This window comes from Luteibacter sp. 9135, assembly GCF_000745005.1.
Taxonomy (GTDB): Bacteria; Pseudomonadota; Gammaproteobacteria; order Xanthomonadales; family Rhodanobacteraceae; genus Luteibacter.
This window is the reverse complement of the sequence record NZ_JQNB01000001.1, coordinates 2,037,527-2,055,108: the sequence shown is the minus strand read 5'-3', so window position 1 is coordinate 2,055,108 and position 17,582 is coordinate 2,037,527. Positions and strand designations below refer to the sequence as shown.

Sequence of the window (17,582 nt, the reverse complement as noted above, 5' to 3'; positions counted from 1 at the left end):
ATCGGATGAATCGAAAATCGGAGATCGAGATTCGTACCGCAGGGCATCGCTGCCCTCGACTCCCGATGTCCCATTTCCGACAGGGACGACGTATTGCACGTGCATGGCGCGGGGAACGTGGTGCGTGAAACAGGCCATTGAACGGCCAAAGCCCGGGGGCTTACGCCCCCAGGCTCACTTGACGCTATGTCGAACTACTGGCGCGCAAGGCGCCGATTACTTGAGTTCGACCGTGGCGCCGGCAGCTTCCAGATCCTTCTTGAACTTGGCAGCGTCGTCCTTCGATGCAGCTTCCTTCACGACGCCACCGGCTTCGGTGAGGTCCTTCGCTTCCTTCAGGCCCAGGCCGGTGATGGCGCGGACAGCCTTGATGACGTCGACCTTCTTGTCGCCAGCGGACTTCAGGATGACGTCGAACTCGGTCTGCTCTTCGACAGCGGCAGCGGCCGGGCCGGCAGCAGCAGCGGCAACCGGGGCAGCGGCCGAGACGCCAAAGGTGTCTTCGATCGACTTCACCAGCTCCATGATTTCCATCAGGGACTTGGCCTTGATGGCTTCGACGATCTGTTCGGTGGTCAGGGTGGACATTGTTTCTTACCTTTTAAATGGTTTCGATGAGAAAAGTCAGCGAGCTTAGGCGGGTTCGGCTTCGGCCGGGGCCTCGGCGGCGGCTTCGCCACCACCCTGCTGGTCGGCCACTGCCTTGACGGCGCGTGCGAACATCGCAGCCGGTTCGGACAGGACGCGGGCCAGCATCGCAAGCGCTTCCTGGCGGGTCGGCAGCGACGCGAGCACGTCGACGTGCGCCGGGGGAAGCAGCTTGCCTTCCACCGAAACGACCTTCGGGATGAGCTTGTTGTTCGCCTTCGCGAACTCCTTGATCACGCGCCCGGCAGCACCGGGCTCTTCCAGCGAGAACGCATACAGCAGCGGACCGACCAGGGCGTCCTTGACGACCTCGAACTCGGTACCGGCCACGGCGCGCGCGGCGAGCGTGTTCTTGACAACCTTCAAGAAAACACCCGACTCACGAGCCTTCTTGCGCATCGCGGTCATCTGAGAGACCGTGGTGCCTGCGTACTCGACAGCGACCAGGGAGTGAGCCTTCGCGGCGATTTCTGCCAGCTCGGCGACTACTTCTTGCTTCTGGGACAGATTGAGAGCCATTGCACTCCTCCAATTGAACTCCGCTTGCGACTCCTGCCGCTTGCGGTCCTGGGCGACATCGTCCTGACGTCGGGGACACGACGTGTCCCGGGTGGTGGCCTTTCCCCATTCGAAACGAATACGGAAGGGGCTACACCATCTACGCAGGCCGGACACCGCGAGGCATCCGATTAAGCGAACCCGCTAACGACGACGGCGTATCCATGCCAACACGAGCTCCCTGCTCGTCGCCGTCGCGCGCTGAACGCGCCTACGGTCTTTGACGGCTACCACGGCCTTGCGACCGGGGCTGCCCTCAAAAACGTTCCCCCACCGGCAAGCCGGCGGGGGCCGTAAAACCGATTACTTGGTCGAGGTGTTCACGGTCGAGGTATCGACCGGCACGCCCACGCCCATGGTGCTCGACAGCGACACGCGCTGGATGTACTGACCCTTGGCAGCTGAAGGCTTGGCCTTCAGCAGGTCGGCAATCAGCGTGTTGAGGTTGTCGGCCAGCTGGGCGGCTTCGAACGTCGCCTTGCCGATGGTGGCGTGGATGATGCCACCCTTGTCGTTGCGGAACTTGACCTGGCCGGCCTTGGCGTTCTTGACGGCCGTGGCGACGTCGGCGGTGACCGAGCCGTCCTTCGGATTCGGCATCAGGCCACGGGGACCGAGCACCTGGCCGAGCTTACCGACGACGCGCATGGCGTCGGGGGTGGCGATGACGCGGCCGTAGTTGAGATCGCCAGCGGCCATCTTCTCGGCGAGGTCGTCCATGCCGACGGCGTCGGCGCCCGCGGCGAGAGCGGCATCGGCCTTCTCACCCGGCGGCACGAACACGGCGACGCGAACGGTCTTGCCGGTGCCGTGCGGCAGCAGCGAGGAACCGCGAACGCCCTGGTCGGACTTCTTCGCGTCGATGCCCAGACGGACCGAGACGTCGACCGACTCGCCGAACTTGGCCTTGGCGTTGTCCTTGACGATCTTCAGCGCTTCGTCGAGACCGTAGGTCTTGCCGGGCTGGACGGCGGCCGATGCGGCCTTCATACGCTTCGTGAGCTTTGCCATGTCTTAACCCTCCACTACCAGACCCATGGAACGCGCGCTGCCGGCGATGGTACGCACGGCGGCTTCGAGATCGGCAGCCGTGAGATCCGGCTCCTTCGCCTTGGCGATTTCCTCGAGCTGGGCGCGCGTGACCTTGCCGACCTTGTCGGTGTTCGGCTTCGGCGAGCCCTTGGCCACGCCCGTGATCTTCTTGAGGAGGATCGAGGCCGGCGGGGTCTTCGTGATGAAGGTGAAGGTACGGTCCGAGTAGGCCGTGATCACGACCGGGATCGGGAGACCCGGCTCGAGCTTCTGCGTGGCGGCATTGAACGCCTTGCAGAACTCCATGATGTTCAGGCCGCGCTGACCGAGGGCGGGACCCACGGGCGGCGACGGATTGGCCTGACCGGCCTTGACCTGCAACTTGATGTAACCAATGACTTTCTTTGCCATCTTACGTTCCTCGCGAGTGCTGGCGCCTTGCGGCTCCTCGCTGTTGGCCTTCCCTGGTGGTGGTGGGATTCGCGCCTGCGAACCCCTTAAACACGGACACGCCGGAGCAAAAAGCTCCAGCGTGGACCGGGCATTATAGGCGTCCGACCTGGGTTAAGCAAACCCCGTGCCGGAGGGGCGGGAGCGACCCCGCCAGGAGGCCGTCAGGCCTTCTCCACCTGGCCGAACTCGAGTTCGACCGGGGTAGAACGACCGAAAATGAGCACCGCGACACGCAGGCGGCTCTTTTCGTAATTGACTTCCTCGACGACGCCGTTGAAGTCGTTGAACGGACCCTCGGTGACACGGACCATCTCACCCGGCTCGAAGAGGACCTTCGGGCGGGGCTTCTCGACACCCTCGCGGACACGACTGAGGATGGCCTCGGCTTCCGTGTCACGGATCGGGTGCGGACGATCGGCGGTGCCGCCGATGAACCCCATGACTTTGGGGGTTTCCTTGACCAGGTGCCAGCATTCGTCGTCGATACGCGGCACCTTGCCGTTCGTATCCGTCTCGATCTGGACCAGGACATAACCGGGGAAGAACTTGCGCTCGCTGCGACGCTTCTGGCCGCCGCGCATCTCGATGACTTCCTCGGTCGGAACCAGGATCTCGCCGAACTTCTCTTCCATGCCCTCGCGCACGACGCGCTCGTTGAGGGCCTTGCGAACCTGCTGTTCGAAACCCGAATAGGCGTGAACCACGTACCAGCGCTTGCTCATGCCTTACCTCAATGTCCGAGTTTAAGCAGCCAATCGAGCACGATGGTCTTCAACAACCAGTCGATCAGCCCCATCAGCAGCGAGAGAATGATGACGACCACGATGATGATACCGGTGGTCTTCAACGTTTCGTCGCGCGACGGCCAGACGACCTTGCGCAACTCGAACTGCGATTCGGAGACGAAACCGCGCAGCTTGCGGCCGGGCACCGTGAAGGCACCGATCGCCATCGCGGCGACGACCGCAGCGATAACGCCGACGACGCGCGCGAAAGACGGCACGCTCGGGTTATCGCTGAAATAGTAGAAGCCGACGATGCCGGCGACGAGCACGACCAGCGCGAGCGCCAGCTTGCCGAAATCGGCCGGGCCCATAGTCCTGGCTTGTTCTGCCTTGGTGTTCATGCGCGCTTGGCAGGGTGCCTTACGAACGTGGCTAGCGAAATCGCCTGCCTGCGTCCGACGTCAACCGCCGTGGTTCCTCGAAAGTGGCACGCCAGGAGGGACTCGAACCCCCAACCTGCGGTTTTGGAGACCGCTGCTCTGCCAATTGAGCTACTGGCGTACAAATAAAACCGTTGAACCGCGGGGCGGGCGGCCCGAAGACCGACCCGCCCCGCGACCGGGTGCCCGCCCCGAAGGGCGGACATCACTTTTCTTACTTGACGATCTTGGCGACGACGCCGGCACCGACGGTACGACCGCCTTCGCGGATCGCGAAGCGCAGGCCTTCGTCCATGGCGATCGGGAAGCCCAGGGTCACCGAGATCTTCACGTTGTCGCCCGGCATCACCATCTCGACGCCTTCCGGCAGCTTGATCGAACCGGTCACGTCCGTGGTACGGAAGTAGAACTGCGGACGATAGTTGCTGAAGAACGGCGTGTGACGGCCACCCTCGTCCTTCGACAGGATGTACACCTCACCCTCGAACTCGGTGTGCGGCGTGACCGACTTCGGAGCCGCCAGCACCTGGCCGCGCTCGACGTCTTCACGCTTCAGGCCGCGAACCAGCACGCCGACGTTGTCACCGGCCTGACCCTGGTCGAGCAGCTTGCGGAACATCTCCACGCCCGTGACCGTCGTCTGCTGGGTGTCCTTCAGGCCGATCACTTCGGCCGGGTCACCCACCTTGACGATACCGCGCTCGACGCGACCGGTCAGCACCGTGCCACGACCCGAGATCGAGAACACGTCTTCCACCGGCAGCAGGAACGGCTTGTCGATCACGCGCTCCGGCTCCGGGATCCAGCTGTCGAGTGCGTCGACCAGCTTGATGATCGACGGCACGCCGATCTCGGACTGGTCGCCCTCGAGGGCGAGACGGGCCGAACCGTGCACGATCGGGGTGTCGTCGCCCGGGAACTCATACTTCGACAGCAGTTCGCGGACTTCCATCTCCACCAGCTCGAGCAGCTCGGCGTCGTCCACCATGTCCGCCTTGTTCAGGAAGACCACGATGTACGGCACGCCCACCTGGCGCGAGAGCAGGATGTGCTCACGCGTCTGCGGCATCGGGCCGTCGGCGGCGGAGCAGACCAGGATCGCGCCGTCCATCTGCGCGGCACCCGTGATCATGTTCTTCACGTAGTCGGCGTGGCCCGGGCAATCGACGTGGCCGTAGTGGCGCATCGGCGATTCGTATTCCACGTGCGCGGTCGAGATCGTGATGCCGCGCGCCTTCTCTTCCGGCGCCGCATCGATCGAACCGTAGTCCTTGAATTCGCCACCGAAACGCTCGGCGCCGATCTTGGTCAGGGCAGCCGTGAGCGTGGTCTTGCCGTGATCGACGTGACCAATGGTGCCGACGTTGACGTGCGGCTTCTTACGTTCGAACTTACCCTTTGCCATGAGCGCTAAACTCCGCTGGAGCCAATGAGATAGTAAAAAAGGAACCGCCGCAGGCGACGAAGATGGTGCTCATGACTGGAATCGAACCAGCGACCTCTTCCTTACCAAGGAAGTGCTCTACCGACTGAGCTACATGAGCACGAACGCAGCGCGCGTTAGGACAATGGAGCGGGAGACGGGAATCGAACCCGCACAATCAGCTTGGAAGGCTGAAGTTCTACCATTGAACTACTCCCGCACTGCGCGGAACTCGTCTGGTGGAGGAAGGTGGATTCGAACCACCGAAGGCGTAAGCCAGCAGATTTACAGTCTGCCCCCGTTGGCCGCTTGGGTATTCCTCCAACATAGAACGCCTATTGTCGCGAGCGCCCCGGAAACTGTCAATAACTTCCGCACGTTGAGTTCACATGCGATGACGACTTCCGACGGCCCGGACAGCCCACCGATACGGGTAGTCGGTGAGCGAGCCGCGCAGTGTAGCGATGCCGATCGGGAATGGGAAGAGCCGGCGTCTCAGGCTTCTCGGGCGGCCTGTACCAGCGGCTCCATCGCGCGCGACATCTCCATGAGTTTCAGGGCGTATTCCTGCAGGCGGAGGTCCCGCGCTTCCACCGGCTTCCAGGGCGGCACCGGGGTAGGCTTGCCGCCGTCGGCCTTGTCCATGGCGACGAAAACCATGACGCAACTGGTCGCCAGGCGCTCCTGACCGCTCCGCAGGTCGCGCGCCAGCACGTCCACGGCCAGGTGCATGCTGGAGGTGCCCGTATGGATCAGCCGGGCGCGCACGGTGACCAGGTCGCCGATGAGGATAGGCGCGAGGAACTGGATGCCGCTGACCGACACGGTGACGCAATAGGCGCCGCTCCAGCCGACCGCACAGGCGTACCCCGCCTGGTCCAGCCACTTCATGGCCATGCCGCCATGGACCTTGCCACCGAAGTTCACGTCGGTCGGCTGCGCCAGGAAACGGAACTCGACTTCTCGCTGGGTGCCGGACATGCCGCAACCTTGCTGGGGAAAGCCGCATTATGGCGGCTGGACCGCTTGTCGTACCGCCCTGCCCGGCATAGATTCGGAACCGTCATCCCATGGAGCCATCGATGGTCCTTCGCAGTGTCGCCTCACGGCTTGCCCTGGCCGTGCTCCTGGGATCGGCGATCGTCATGGTCGTCACCGGCGGCCTGCTGTTGACCCACACGCGCGAACAGACCCTCGCCCAGACCCAGCGCGAGGCCGCCGCCATCGCCGACTCGGCCGCATTGCGCATCCAGGGCCGCATCGACGGGGTCGGCACGGTGGCGCGCACACTGGCGTTCCTCCTGCGCGACCGGCGCGACCAGGCCGCGCCGTTGATTCGCGACACGCTGGCCGCCCACCCGGACATCGTCGATATCAGCGCCGCGTTCGTGCCGCGCAACACATCCACACCCCGGAACGACGATGCCCCCGTGGCCCGCCGCGCCGCGGACGGCAGTCTGGTCATGGGTAGCCGGCGCGCGGACCCCGAGTCCTACTGGCGCTCACCGTGGTTCATCCGCGGCCTGAACTGCGATGGCGGCTGCTGGCAGCCGCCGTTCCATGCCGCCGGCGAAAGCCGCACGATGATCGGCTACTCGGTCGCCATCCAAGGCGGCGACCGGGTGCCGGTGATCGGCGTCGCCGATGCCACGATCAGCCTCGACTGGCTGCAGCGCGTCGTGTCGCAGCTGAACAAGCCCGGACATGCCTCCGGCTTCGTCGTGGACGGCGACGGGGTATTCCTGGCGCACGACTGGGCTTCGTACATCGGCAGCCGCGCCAGCCATCCGCTGCGTGAAGCCATCGCGTCCGGCCAGCCCGCCACCCGCCTCACCCCAGAGATGGGTGCACGGGTCAGCGAGCCGGTGTGGGTCTACCTCGTACCCATCCAGGGCACCCGCTGGACCTTCGGCCTGAGCATGCCCGAGCGGGCCGTGCTGGCCGATCTGCGGCGCACCTACCTGGTCGATATCCTGCTGGGCGTGCTGGCGCTGGCCGGCGTCTCGCTGATCGCGCTGTTCATCACGCGCCGGCTGATGGCACCGCTGGGCGTGCTCGCGGAGCGCGCCGAGAACGTCGCGCGGGGCGACCTGGACTTCGTACTGCCCCGCGTCCGACGGGACGACGAGGTGGGTCGCCTGACCCGCGCCTTCGACCAGATGCGCCACGAACTGGCCGGCCACATCGACCTGGCCAAGCGCACGGCACGCGACCAGGAGCGCATCGCCAGCGAACTGGAGATCGCCCGGCAGATCCAGCTCGCCCTGATCCCGGAGCCGCACTGGCTGGCGGAGGACGGCCGGCTCGAGCTCTATGCCGCCCTGCGGCCGGCCCAGGCCGTGGGTGGCGATCTCTACACCTACTTCGCTCTGGGGGCCCGGCATATCTGCGTCATGGTCGGCGACGTGTCCGACAAGGGCGTGCCGGCCGCGCTGTTCATGGCCCGCACCATCACGCTGGCCCGCACCCTTGCCACCCATGCCCGCTCGCCCAGCGACATCCTGGGCGCCCTGAACCGCGAACTGTGCAAGGGCAACGACACCTGCATGTTCGTGACCCTGCTGTGCGGCGTGGTGGAAACGGAAACCGGCATGCTCTCGATGGCCAGCGCCGGCCACGAACAGCCCGTGCTGCGGGCGGGCGGCTCTGCCATCCTGATCGACGTGGAAACCGGCCCGGCGCTCGGCCTGGACCGCGAGGCGCGCTACCCTGTCCGGGTACTCACGCTGCTGGGAGGGGACACCGTGCTCATGTACACCGATGGTGTCAGCGAGGCACATGCCGGCGACCAGCGCCTCTACGGCGCCCATTCGCTACTGGACAGCGTGGCGCGCGTCGCCGAAGGCGCGACGCCCGAGGCCTACGTGGAAGGCGTTCTCGGCGACGTGGACGCCTATGTCGAGGGCGAGCCGGCCTACGACGACATCGCCCTGCTCGCGCTCACCTGGCACGACGCCGAGACCCAGGGAGCGCACCTCGATGCGGCTGCGCATTTCTAACCGCCTGGAGGATGTCTTCCTGGCGCTGGATCGCGCCGAAGACATCCTCGAGCGCAGCGACATCGACATCGCCTGCCGTGCCGACGTACGACTGGTGCTGGAGGAACTCCTGGTCAACACCGTGCGTCACGGCTACCCCGATGGCCGCGAGGGCCGCATCGACATCCGCATGGAGATCGAAAGCGCCAGCGTCTGCCTGGAACTGCGCGACGACGGTGCCGCGTTCGATCCGATGGAACTCCCTTCGCCGGAGCTGCCGGGCGACATCGCCCAGCGCGACATCGGGGGCCTCGGCCTGCACCTCGCGCGCAGCATCGCCAGCGCCTTCGACTATGCACACGACGAATACGGCAACCGTGTCGTGATCCGCTTCGATCCCTCCCCGTCCGACGAGTCCACCCGATGACCCTGATCGTCCGCAGCGAATCCCCCACCCCCGAACGCAGCACCGTTTGGCTCGAGGGCCGCCTGGATGCCGCGTCCTTCGGCGAGTTCGACGAGGCTTTGCGGGATATCACGCCCCTGGTGGACAACGGCGGCACCCTGATCGTCGACCTTTCCGCGCTGGACTACATCAGCAGCGCCGGACTGCGCAGCCTGGCGCAGTTGCGCAAGCAGATGCACGACCGGACCGGACGCGTGCTGCTGCTCAACCCGCAGCCGCAGGTGAAGAAGGTGTTCGAGATCGTCAAGGCGGTGCCGGTGGCCGAAGTGTTCGCCAGCGTGGCGGAACTGGACCAGTACCTGGACCATATGCAGCGGAAAATCACGGGCTGAGGTGGCGGAGGTACCCTGCCCGTCACCGGGCGGGGCGGGCATGCCCAGCCTTGGTGTCAGCCCTTCGTGGTTTCGAGCACGCTGGCGCGCAAGGCTTCCAGTTGCCGCTTGAGTGCGGCCAGTTCGTCCATTTCACACCCCGTGGCACAGAAGACGTGGACAGGCACATCGCCCGTCTTCTCCCGCAATACCCTGCCCTGCGCGGTCAGCGTCACGATCACCTGGCGCTCGTCCTGCGTGCCGCGCGTGCGCTCGACCAGGCCCGCGGCCTGGAGGCGCTTGAGCAGCGGCGTCAGCGTGGCCGAATCGAGGAACAGCCGCTCGCCCAGCCCGGACACCGTGATGCCGTCGCGCTCCCACAGCACCAGCATGACCATGTACTGCGGGTAGGTGAGGTCCAGCCTGGCCAGCAACTGACGGTAGAGCTTGCCCATGGCCAGGTTGGCCGAATAGAGGGCGAAGCAGAGCTGGCCGTCGAGCGTGCGCGGGGCTTCGACGCCTTCGGGGAGGGAGGGCTTGCTCATGACGGGAATGTAGGGATGCGACTATTCAATTGCAAGCGATTTAATCGCCAGGCGAAGAAACCTTCGCGGCCAGGACGGCAGTTGAATTCACTCAGCTGCAAAAAAGTTCTTCGCGCGCTACCGGGAGAGAAACGCTCGCGGCTTCGGACGGGCGCATCTCCAGGATAGTCCGCCCGAGATCGCCAACGCTTTGCTTTTCCACTCCCGCTACCTCTGTCGTCGCAGAGGCGCTGGGTGGTTACGCTCTGAGCGAGTTCGGCCGCTTGCGGCCGCTGCCCGAGCGCAGAGTGTGACCACCCAGCGCCTCCTCGCCGCGCCATACGAGCAACGGGCTCTGGCTCTGGCTCTGGCTCTGGCTTCGGGACGGCCACGCTCATGCGTGAAGAACCAAAAAAACCTCGCACGAGCGAGGCTTTTCGTTTCACCCTTTAACGCATGCGCTCAGACGTTGAATCGGAAGTGCAGCACGTCGCCTTCCTTGACCAGGTAGTCCTTGCCTTCCAGCCGGAGCCGGCCGGCTTCCTTCGCACCCTGCTCGCCCTTGAACTTGATGAAGTCGTCGTAGGCGACGGTCTCGGCACGGATGAAACCGCGCTCGAAGTCCGTATGGATGACACCGGCGGCCTGCGGCGCGGTGGAACCGGCGCGGACCTGCCAGGCGCGAACCTCCTTCTCGCCGGCGGTGAAATACGTCTGCAGGCCAAGCAGCTTGTAGCCCGCGCGGATCACGCGATTCAGGCCCGGCTCGTCGAACCCGAGATCCTTGAGGAACTCGTCGCGGTCGGCCTCTTCCATCTGCGAGAGTTCTTCCTCGATGGCGGCCGAGATGGCCACCACCTCGGCGCCCTCTTCCACGGCGCGCGCGCGGACGGCATCCAGGTGCGGGTTGTTCTCGAAGCCGTCTTCCGCCACGTTGGCGATGTACATCAGCGGCTTCATCGTGATGAGGAACATGTCGCGCACGAGCGCCTTTTCTTCCGCGTCCAGCCCGGCCGAGCGGGCTGACTTGCCCTGGTCGAGGGCGACACGGAGTTTTTCCAGCACCGGCTTCTTCGCGATGGCGTCCTTGTCGTTGGCCTTGGCCGAACGCGTGGCACGATCGAGCGCCTTCAGCACGGCTTCCAGGTCGGCCAGCGCCAGCTCGGTGTCGATCGTCTCGATGTCGGCGATCGGATCGACCTTGTTGGCGACATGGATGACGTTACCGTCTTCGAAGCAGCGCACGACGTGCGCGATGGCGTCGGTCTCGCGGATGTGGGCGAGGAACTTGTTACCCAGACCTTCGCCCTTGGACGCGCCGGCGACCAGGCCGGCGATGTCGACGAACTCCATGGTGGTGGGAATCACGCGCTGCGGCTTCACGATATCCGACAGCGCGCTCAGGCGCAGGTCGGGCACGGGAACGATGCCGGTGTTGGGCTCGATCGTGCAGAACGGGAAGTTGGCGGCGGCGATGCCGGCCTTGGTGAGCGCGTTGAAAAGGGTGGACTTGCCGACGTTAGGCAGGCCGACGATGCCGCATTTGATGCCCATGGCGATGTTGTCCGGTATAGGTGAGTGGTGCGGTCAGGCGACCGTGTGCAGGCGCTTCATCGCCTCGTCGAACTTGCCATCCAGCGCCAGCGGCAGCACGTCGAACGCGCGCCCGATGCCGTGCATGATGGCGTCCTCGTCGGCCGCATTGGGTCGGCCGAGCACCCACGGGGTGACCTTGTCCTTGTGCCCCGGGTGGCCGATGCCGACCCGCAGGCGATGGAATTTGCCGTGGCCCAGGTGGGCCATGATGTCGCGCAATCCGTTCTGGCCGCCGTGGCCGCCGTCGAATTTCATGCGGACGGTGCCGGGCGCGAGGTCCAGTTCGTCGTGGGCGACGAGACACTCCTCCGGCGCGATCTTGTAGTAGCGCAGCGCCGAGGCCACCGCGATGCCACTCTTGTTCATGAACGTGGCGGGCTTGAGCAGCCAGACCGTTTCGCCACCGATGCGCAGCTTGCAGGTTTCGCCATGCAGCTTGCCGTCGAAGGCCCAACGCTCTCCCTGGTCCATGGCCAGGGCGTCGACACACCAGAACCCGGCGTTGTGCCGGGTCCTGACGTATTCGGCCCCGGGGTTACCGAGGCCGACGATGAGACGTAGTGTCGCCATGTGCCGAAGCGGACACGACCCGCGGCGCCAGGGCGCGCGCGGGTCGTGAGCCGATTACTTCTTCTCTTCGGTCGGAGCGTCGCCTTCGGCGGCCGGCGCTTCCGGATCGACTTCTTCCTGGATGGCGGCAACGGTGACGACGGCGACGTCGTGTTCCTTGCCCAGGGCCAGCTCAGGAATTTCCACGTTGGCCGGCAGCGTGAGGTCGGACAGGTGGATGATGGAGTCGGCGTCGAGCGCGCCCAGGTCGAGTTCGATGAACTCCGGCAGGTGCTTGGGCAGGCACGAGACCACGACTTCCGTCAGGTTGTGCGAGATGACCAGACCCGAGGTCTTGCCGGCCGGCGACTTTTCCTGGTTGAGGAAGTGGATGGGCACGGCGACCTTGACGGCCTCGTTCTCGTTCACGCGCAGGAAGTCCATGTGCAGCATGAGCTGCTTGTACGGGTGCTTCTGCCAGTCCTTGATCAGGACCTTCTGCTTCTTGCCGTCGACGGTGAGGTCGATGACGGATGAGTAGAACGACTCGAAACGCGAGCCGAGCAGCACGTCGTTGTGCACGACCTGGATAGCCTGCGGAGCCTCGCCGGCGCCGTAGACGATACCCGGCACGAAACCCGCGGTACGAAGGCGGCGGCTCGCACCCTTCCCTTCGATCTTGCGGCTCGTGGCGGTGAGCTGATGATTGGTAGCCATGGTGTTGCCTCAGGTAAACCGCCTTACGGCGGTGGTAAAGGGCTTCCCCGCGACCAGGGAAGCCCGAAAACGGTAGGTCAGTCGATGTAGAGGGAGCTCACCGATTCGCCGAAGGCGATGCGGCGGATCGTCTCGGCGAGCAGTTCCGCGACCGACAACTGACGGATTTTCGCACACTCGCGCGCGTTGTCGCGCAGCGGCAGGGTATTGGTGACCACCAGCTGGTCGAGCTGGGAGCCCTCGATGTTGGTAATCGCGGCACCCGACAACACGGGGTGGACGCAATAGGCGACGACCTTGCGGGCGCCTTTTTCCTTCAGGGCCGCCGCCGCGGCGCACAGGGTGCCGGCCGTGTCGACGATGTCGTCGACCAGGACGCAGGTCTTGCCATCCACGTCGCCGATGATGTTCATGACCGTGGCCACGTTGGCCTTCGGGCGGCGCTTGTCGATGATCGCCAGGTCGGCATCGTCGAGGCGCTTGGCCAGCGCGCGAGCGCGGACCACGCCACCGACGTCGGGGCTGACCACGATCAGGTCGTCCATGCTGTGGTGGCGCCAGATATCGGCCAGCAGCACCGGCGAGGCGTACACGTTGTCCACCGGGATATCGAAGAAACCCTGGATCTGGTCGGCGTGCAGGTCGATCGTGAGCACGCGGTCGGCGCCGGCGGTGGCGATCATCTTGGCCGCCAGCTTGGCCGTGATCGGCACGCGCGCCGAGCGGGGACGACGATCCTGGCGGGCATAGCCGAAATACGGCATGACCGCGGTGACGCTACCGGCGGACGCGCGCTTGAGCGCGTCGATCAGCACCAGCAGGTCGAACAGGTTCTCGGCGCTGGGGGCGCCCGTCGGCTGGATGACGAACACCTCCTGCTTGCGGACGTTTTCCTCGATCTCGATCTGTGCCTCGCCATCGCTGAACCGGCCGATGAGCGCCTTGCCGAGCGGAATGCCCAGGCGGGCGGCGACATCTTCGGCGAGGGCGCGGTGCGCGTTGCCGGTAAACAACATCGGGGTGGACGTATCCACGGGAACTCCTGGCGTGAGATGGGTGGGTCCGGGTGTATGCCACCGTGAGGTGGCTGGGGCGGCAGGATTCGAACCTGCGCATGCGGGAATCAAAATCCCGTGCCTTAACCAGCTTGGCGACGCCCCAACAATTCGTTCCGGCGAGCCATGTGGCCCGCCTGGCTCTGCCGCAGCCCGCGGCCCTTCCCGTCCTTACGACCTGTGTCCAGCGGCGTCGATCCGTTGCCGCATGAGTTGCAGCGGCGAGGGATCGATGCCTGCCGCCACGTGGACCGTAAAGCCCGCGGGACAGCGTGAAGCGACGGCAAGCGCCGCCTCGTGCGTTCTCGTTTCCAGGAACACGCAGCCACCGCTGCCGGAAAGCCGCGCGCTGCCGAAGCCGCCCAGCCAGTCCAGTGCCGCCGCCACGCGCGGATGCCGCGCACGAACCACGGGTTCGAAGGCGTTCTCCGCAACTTCCCCGGAAACAAAGGCCGAAATTGTCGCTTGCGGGGCATGGCGTGTCAATTCGGGCGCGGCGAACAGCGCGGCCGTGGGCACGTGTTCGCCCGGATCGACCACCACGTACCAACGCCGCGGCAGGCGCAAGGTCGTCAGTCGCTCGCCCACGCCCTCGGCCCAGGCCGACCGCCCGCGGACGAAGACCGGCACATCGGCCCCCAGGCGCAAGCCCAGCGTCGCCAGGGCGTCCTCGTCCAGTCCCGTGCCCCACAAGGCGTTCAGGCCGACCAGCACGCTGGCCGCATCCGAGCTGCCGCCGCCCAGGCCGCCGCCCATGGGAATCCGCTTGGCGATGGCGATCTCCGCACCGAGCGGACAGCCGGTTTCCGCGGCCAGCAGGCGGGCGGCGCGCACGGTCAGGTCGCTGTCCTCGGGAACACCGGGCACCGCGACGGGACGGGTGACGAGACCGTCGGCCCGCACGCGCAGGCGCACCTCGTCGCCCCAGTCGAGCAGGCGGAACACCGTCTGCAAGGCGTGGTAGCCATTGTCCAGGCGGCCCACGATGCGCAGGAACAGGTTGAGCTTGGCCGGCGCCGGCCAGCGGGTCCAGTCGGTGGGCCCCAGCGGCGCCAGTTCACGGCTCATGAAGACCCGCAGGTGGTCGGGGAAGCCGTTTTCACGGTCCCGCGCCAGCGCCCGGGCAAAGCCGGGAGCATGCTTGTCGACCACGGTGAAGCCGTGCTTCGCATAGAACGGCGCGTTCCATGGCACATCCGACAGCGTCCCCAGGTCTACCCGACGGAACCCCGCTTCGCGCGCCCAGGCGCAGGCGTACTCGAGCAGTGCGGCGCCGATGCCCCGGCCACCGAACGCCGGCAGCACATCGATCTCGGCGATGCCGATCGCGTCCGGGGTGCCGTCGGTGTCGAGGCAGACGAACCCGACCACTTCCTCGTCCACCGTCGCCACCCACGCCCGACCGCGTGCGATCAGCTCGTGGACGATCTCGCGCGGCAGCATCATCGCCGAATATGACGGCCAGGCCGGATGCCCGCGGAACAGCTGCACCGCGGCGCGTTCGATCTGGCAAAGACGGTCGGCATGGTCCGCGACGGCGGGAGATATATCGAAGTTCATCGCGGGGCCGTGGTGCGAAAGGCGCGGAGTATAGCGGGCGCCTACTTCGCGAACGACCAGTCCTCGATCGCCAGGCGCACCTTGTAGGGCGCTTTCTCGGCGAACACGCGCAACGGCATGGCCGGCTGGCGCGTCGTGTCCCAGGCCTTGTAGTCGACCGTCCAGCCGTCCTGGACCAGGCGGGACGGCAGGCCATCCCCGCCGAACGCGATGTCCGCGGCGCCGGTGTCGGCACGCAGGCCCAGTGCCCACCGCTTCAGTTCACGCAGGGGAATCTGCCAGCCGACGGTCGCGGCCATGAGCGATTCGGCATCGGTGCCGTGCCGGGTGCCACCGTCCAGGCCTTCCAGGTCGGCACCGTCGGGGCCGCCGGTGAGGCGGAAGGTGCGACCCGTGATCGGCCCGCGCACGGTGAACTCGTAGCGGTCGCCGTCCTGTCGCCAGGTAAGGGTGCCGGAGTTGCTGTCCTTACCGTCCGAGACGGACAGCTTGCCCTGCAACGTCCAGTGATCGGTATCGGCCAGGTCGCGCTCACGCTGCGCCTGCCGGCCCAGCGTGGCGGCATCGCCCGGTTGGCGGACCGGCGCATGGGTGGTCGCGCAGGCGGAAAGCAGCAGCGCGAGGGAAACGAGGGAGGTTCTGACGACACGGTGCATGGATCGATCCGGCGAGGGAGGGAAGACGAGGCGATGGCGCCCGGCGAAGGCCGCCGGCAGGCGCCCTACCCCTGCGGGCGCAGCTTCTGCTCGGCCCGTGGCAGCGCGGCGTTTTTCGGGTCGATGCGACGCACCTCGTCCAGCAGCTTGCGCGCTTCGTCGTGCGCACCCCGTGCCCACAGCACTTCGGCCAGGTGCAGGCCGACGTCGCCGTCCTTATGCCGGGCCCAGGCTCCGCGCAGCGTGGTTTCGGCCTGGTCCAGGCGACCTTGCCGGAACTGCAGCCAGCCCCAGGAATCGGCCACGGAGGGATCGTCCGGGCGCGCGGCTCGCGCCACCTGCAGCAGGGCCTGGGCCTCGGGAAGGTCGCGACCGTTGTCGGCCAACGTGTATCCCAATGCGTTGCTCGCCTCCACGTCGCCCGGCTTAAGGGTGAGCACCTGGCGGAAATCGGCCACCGCCTGGTCCACCTTCCCGGCTTCGGCATTGGCCAGTCCGCGGGCGTAGAGCATGTCCGGATCGTCCGGCTTCACCCGCAACGCCTTGTCGTAGGCATCCACGGCGGCGGCGTAGCGCCGGGCATCCATGTACAGCTCGCCGTCCAGCGCGAAGGCCTTGCGCAGGGCGTCGGGGCGGTCGGCGTATTGGGTCTGCAGGCTGCCGACGATCTCGTGGGCATCGTCGTCCTTGCCTTGCAGATGGAGGATGACCGCGCTGCGCACGGAGGCGTCGAAGATGCGCGGGTCGTCGTCGCCGACCGCGGCGTACCAGTCGAGGGCGTCTTCCTGCTGTCCCAGCAACTCGGCCAACTGGCCCAGCGTGAACGCATTCGCTGCCTGCACGTCGTCGGACTGCCGGCGGATCTCCGCGTAAAGCCCGGCCACGGCCTTCTTGTCCTGGGCACGCGCGGCCAGGGTCATCCGCATCATGTAGGTATCGACATCCTGCGTGCCGCCGGCCAGCACCCGTGCGGCGCCTTTTTCGTCGCCGCCCTGCGCCAGCACCGTGGCATAGGCCAGGCGAAGCCGCGTGTTAGCCGGATCCTTTGCCACGGCCTTCGCGAACAGGGCCTTCGCCCCCGCCTTGTCGCCGGCGCGGAAGTGCTGCTGCGCCGCCCAGCCGTAGGTCACCCCGTCGTGGAAACGCGCCTGCGCGCCGTCGCCGATGGCCTTGGCGTAGTCGTGCCGGCCGAGGGTCTCGCCCAGTTCGGCCATGGCCAGCCAGACGGCGGAATCGTTGGGCAGGCGCTGCGGCGTGGCCACGCGCTCGAGCAACTGCCCGGCCTGCGCGGCATCGCGGCCGGAGGCCAGGGTGCGACCGATCTCGCGCCAGGCCTCGGGACTGCCCGTGCCCGCCATGATTTCCAACTGGCGCTGGGCCTCGGCCGTGTCGCCGCGGTCCAGCGCCATGCGTGCGCGGGTCTCGGCCAGCTCCAGCGGCCCGGCACCCAGGCGGGCCCAGCGCGCCAGGCCCCGCGCCGCGGCGTCCTGGTCGTGCACGGCCAGGGCCAGTTCCGTGGCGCGCGCGGCCACGCGGGGGTCGTCGGTGAGCGGGGCCGCGCGGCCATAGGCATCGGAGGCGGCCTTCAGATCGTTGGCGGCCAGGGCGAAGTCGCCCGCCATCAGCTGGGCCTGGAGGTCGCGCTCCGGCGGCACGATGGCCACCTGCATCCGGTCCAGCGGCTGCGCGCCCGTACGCACGGCCCTGGGCGCGGTGGCCGGGCCGGGGGGCGTCGTGGCACAGCCGGCGAGCACCGCGAGGGTGCCCAGGGCCACAAAATGCCGCACTCGCTTGAACTTGGACCGACCGCTCAGCACACTACTCTCCGAATTCGTCCTACACGCCGATGCATGAAGCCCGGCCCTTGTGAGCGCACAATGCGCCCTTAGCT

19 protein-coding genes and 5 tRNA genes are annotated in these 17,582 nt (G+C 66.5%); 3 read left to right on the top strand and 21 right to left on the bottom strand.

Annotated elements, in window-relative coordinates:
• Positions 1 to 216 precede the first annotated feature (216 nt).
• The 12 genes from rplL to FA89_RS08775 form a co-directional block, all read right to left on the bottom strand.
• Positions 217 to 588: a 50S ribosomal protein L7/L12 gene (gene rplL / locus FA89_RS08830; protein ID WP_036140134.1), complete on the bottom strand. Its 372-nt coding sequence runs from the start codon at positions 586 to 588 to the stop codon at positions 217 to 219.
• 45 nt (positions 589 to 633) lie between these two features.
• Positions 634 to 1,167, bottom strand: coding sequence for a 50S ribosomal protein L10 (rplJ, locus tag FA89_RS08825; RefSeq protein ID WP_036140132.1), 534 nt, complete (start codon positions 1,165 to 1,167; stop codon positions 634 to 636).
• A gap of 342 nt (positions 1,168 to 1,509) precedes the next feature.
• A complete protein-coding gene (gene rplA, locus FA89_RS08820; protein WP_036140131.1) occupies positions 1,510 to 2,217 on the bottom strand; it encodes a 50S ribosomal protein L1 in 708 nt (235 codons plus the stop codon).
• Between the two features lie 3 nt (positions 2,218 to 2,220).
• Complete coding sequence (gene rplK / locus FA89_RS08815; RefSeq protein ID WP_036140129.1) at positions 2,221 to 2,649, bottom strand: 50S ribosomal protein L11; 429 nt, start codon at positions 2,647 to 2,649, stop codon at positions 2,221 to 2,223.
• 203 nt (positions 2,650 to 2,852) lie between these two features.
• Positions 2,853 to 3,413: a transcription termination/antitermination protein NusG gene (nusG, locus tag FA89_RS08810; protein WP_036140127.1), complete on the bottom strand. Its 561-nt coding sequence runs from the start codon at positions 3,411 to 3,413 to the stop codon at positions 2,853 to 2,855.
• 8 nt (positions 3,414 to 3,421) lie between these two features.
• Positions 3,422 to 3,817, bottom strand: coding sequence for a preprotein translocase subunit SecE (gene secE, locus FA89_RS08805; RefSeq protein WP_051938643.1), 396 nt, complete (start codon positions 3,815 to 3,817; stop codon positions 3,422 to 3,424).
• Between the two features lie 84 nt (positions 3,818 to 3,901).
• Positions 3,902 to 3,977 (bottom strand) — tRNA-Trp (locus tag FA89_RS08800).
• A gap of 93 nt (positions 3,978 to 4,070) precedes the next feature.
• Entirely contained in the window at positions 4,071 to 5,261 is a 1,191-nt protein-coding gene (gene tuf, locus FA89_RS08795) for an elongation factor Tu (protein WP_036140122.1), read from the bottom strand.
• A gap of 63 nt (positions 5,262 to 5,324) precedes the next feature.
• Positions 5,325 to 5,400 (bottom strand) — tRNA-Thr (locus tag FA89_RS08790).
• A gap of 25 nt (positions 5,401 to 5,425) precedes the next feature.
• A tRNA-Gly gene (locus tag FA89_RS08785) sits at positions 5,426 to 5,499 on the bottom strand.
• Positions 5,500 to 5,516: 17 nt separating this feature from the next.
• A tRNA-Tyr gene (locus FA89_RS08780) sits at positions 5,517 to 5,602 on the bottom strand.
• Positions 5,603 to 5,774: 172 nt separating this feature from the next.
• Positions 5,775 to 6,260 (bottom strand): acyl-CoA thioesterase, encoded by a 486-nt coding sequence (locus tag FA89_RS08775; protein ID WP_036140121.1) that lies wholly within the window; start codon positions 6,258 to 6,260, stop codon positions 5,775 to 5,777.
• Between the two features lie 101 nt (positions 6,261 to 6,361).
• Between FA89_RS08775 and FA89_RS08770 the strand changes: the two genes are divergently transcribed.
• The 3 genes from FA89_RS08770 to FA89_RS08760 are packed head-to-tail and all read left to right on the top strand — an operon-like array spanning position 6,362 to position 9,055.
• Complete coding sequence (locus tag FA89_RS08770; protein WP_036140118.1) at positions 6,362 to 8,278, top strand: SpoIIE family protein phosphatase; 1,917 nt, start codon at positions 6,362 to 6,364, stop codon at positions 8,276 to 8,278.
• Positions 8,259 to 8,684 carry an ATP-binding protein gene (locus FA89_RS08765; protein WP_051938642.1) on the top strand — a complete coding sequence of 142 codons (426 nt, stop codon included), beginning with the start codon at positions 8,259 to 8,261 and terminating at the stop codon, positions 8,682 to 8,684. The genes FA89_RS08770 and FA89_RS08765 overlap by 20 nt, the downstream gene beginning before the upstream one ends.
• Positions 8,681 to 9,055 (top strand): STAS domain-containing protein, encoded by a 375-nt coding sequence (locus tag FA89_RS08760; RefSeq protein ID WP_036140117.1) that lies wholly within the window; start codon positions 8,681 to 8,683, stop codon positions 9,053 to 9,055. The genes FA89_RS08765 and FA89_RS08760 overlap by 4 nt, the downstream gene beginning before the upstream one ends.
• Positions 9,056 to 9,111: 56 nt before the next feature.
• Here the strand turns inward: FA89_RS08760 and FA89_RS08755 are convergent, their stop codons facing one another.
• From FA89_RS08755 to FA89_RS08715, 9 genes are all read right to left on the bottom strand, one after another.
• Positions 9,112 to 9,579 carry a MarR family winged helix-turn-helix transcriptional regulator gene (locus tag FA89_RS08755; RefSeq protein ID WP_036140115.1) on the bottom strand — a complete coding sequence of 156 codons (468 nt, stop codon included), beginning with the start codon at positions 9,577 to 9,579 and terminating at the stop codon, positions 9,112 to 9,114.
• Positions 9,580 to 10,020: 441 nt separating this feature from the next.
• On the bottom strand, positions 10,021 to 11,112 hold the full coding sequence (ychF, locus tag FA89_RS08750) for a redox-regulated ATPase YchF (protein ID WP_036140113.1): 1,092 nt from the start codon (positions 11,110 to 11,112) through the stop codon (positions 10,021 to 10,023).
• Positions 11,113 to 11,145: 33 nt separating this feature from the next.
• A complete protein-coding gene (gene pth / locus FA89_RS08745; RefSeq protein WP_036140112.1) occupies positions 11,146 to 11,724 on the bottom strand; it encodes an aminoacyl-tRNA hydrolase in 579 nt (192 codons plus the stop codon).
• A 54-nt stretch (positions 11,725 to 11,778) separates the two neighbouring features.
• Positions 11,779 to 12,420: a 50S ribosomal protein L25/general stress protein Ctc gene (locus tag FA89_RS08740; protein WP_036140110.1), complete on the bottom strand. Its 642-nt coding sequence runs from the start codon at positions 12,418 to 12,420 to the stop codon at positions 11,779 to 11,781.
• Between the two features lie 77 nt (positions 12,421 to 12,497).
• Positions 12,498 to 13,436, bottom strand: a complete 939-nt coding sequence (locus tag FA89_RS08735) for a ribose-phosphate diphosphokinase (protein ID WP_036140109.1) — start codon at positions 13,434 to 13,436, stop codon at positions 12,498 to 12,500.
• Positions 13,437 to 13,504: 68 nt separating this feature from the next.
• A tRNA-Gln gene (locus tag FA89_RS08730) sits at positions 13,505 to 13,581 on the bottom strand.
• Positions 13,582 to 13,646: 65 nt separating this feature from the next.
• The gene (gene ispE / locus FA89_RS08725; RefSeq protein WP_036140108.1) at positions 13,647 to 15,035 is read right to left on the bottom strand and encodes a 4-(cytidine 5'-diphospho)-2-C-methyl-D-erythritol kinase; all 1,389 of its coding nucleotides are present in this window, start codon (positions 15,033 to 15,035) and stop codon (positions 13,647 to 13,649) included.
• Positions 15,036 to 15,076: 41 nt separating this feature from the next.
• Positions 15,077 to 15,691 (bottom strand): lipoprotein insertase outer membrane protein LolB, encoded by a 615-nt coding sequence (lolB, locus tag FA89_RS08720; protein WP_036140106.1) that lies wholly within the window; start codon positions 15,689 to 15,691, stop codon positions 15,077 to 15,079.
• Positions 15,692 to 15,756: 65 nt separating this feature from the next.
• Positions 15,757 to 17,466: a tetratricopeptide repeat protein gene (locus FA89_RS08715; protein ID WP_051939051.1), complete on the bottom strand. Its 1,710-nt coding sequence runs from the start codon at positions 17,464 to 17,466 to the stop codon at positions 15,757 to 15,759.
• Between the last annotated feature and the right edge of the window lie 116 nt (positions 17,467 to 17,582).

Coding starts and splice junctions, on each gene's coding strand:
- rplL (WP_036140134.1), bottom strand. CDS start 588: ATGTCCACCCTGACCACCGAACAGATCGTCGAAGCCATCAAGGCCAAG.
- rplJ (WP_036140132.1), bottom strand. CDS start 1,167: ATGGCTCTCAATCTGTCCCAGAAGCAAGAAGTAGTCGCCGAGCTGGCA.
- rplA (WP_036140131.1), bottom strand. CDS start 2,217: ATGGCAAAGCTCACGAAGCGTATGAAGGCCGCATCGGCCGCCGTCCAG.
- rplK (WP_036140129.1), bottom strand. CDS start 2,649: ATGGCAAAGAAAGTCATTGGTTACATCAAGTTGCAGGTCAAGGCCGGT.
- nusG (WP_036140127.1), bottom strand. CDS start 3,413: ATGAGCAAGCGCTGGTACGTGGTTCACGCCTATTCGGGTTTCGAACAG.
- secE (WP_051938643.1), bottom strand. CDS start 3,817: ATGAACACCAAGGCAGAACAAGCCAGGACTATGGGCCCGGCCGATTTC.
- tuf (WP_036140122.1), bottom strand. CDS start 5,261: ATGGCAAAGGGTAAGTTCGAACGTAAGAAGCCGCACGTCAACGTCGGC.
- FA89_RS08775 (WP_036140121.1), bottom strand. CDS start 6,260: ATGTCCGGCACCCAGCGAGAAGTCGAGTTCCGTTTCCTGGCGCAGCCG.
- FA89_RS08770 (WP_036140118.1), top strand. CDS start 6,362: ATGGTCCTTCGCAGTGTCGCCTCACGGCTTGCCCTGGCCGTGCTCCTG.
- FA89_RS08765 (WP_051938642.1), top strand. CDS start 8,259: ATGCGGCTGCGCATTTCTAACCGCCTGGAGGATGTCTTCCTGGCGCTG.
- FA89_RS08760 (WP_036140117.1), top strand. CDS start 8,681: ATGACCCTGATCGTCCGCAGCGAATCCCCCACCCCCGAACGCAGCACC.
- FA89_RS08755 (WP_036140115.1), bottom strand. CDS start 9,579: ATGAGCAAGCCCTCCCTCCCCGAAGGCGTCGAAGCCCCGCGCACGCTC.
- ychF (WP_036140113.1), bottom strand. CDS start 11,112: ATGGGCATCAAATGCGGCATCGTCGGCCTGCCTAACGTCGGCAAGTCC.
- pth (WP_036140112.1), bottom strand. CDS start 11,724: ATGGCGACACTACGTCTCATCGTCGGCCTCGGTAACCCCGGGGCCGAA.
- FA89_RS08740 (WP_036140110.1), bottom strand. CDS start 12,420: ATGGCTACCAATCATCAGCTCACCGCCACGAGCCGCAAGATCGAAGGG.
- FA89_RS08735 (WP_036140109.1), bottom strand. CDS start 13,436: ATGTTGTTTACCGGCAACGCGCACCGCGCCCTCGCCGAAGATGTCGCC.
- ispE (WP_036140108.1), bottom strand. CDS start 15,035: ATGAACTTCGATATATCTCCCGCCGTCGCGGACCATGCCGACCGTCTT.
- lolB (WP_036140106.1), bottom strand. CDS start 15,691: ATGCACCGTGTCGTCAGAACCTCCCTCGTTTCCCTCGCGCTGCTGCTT.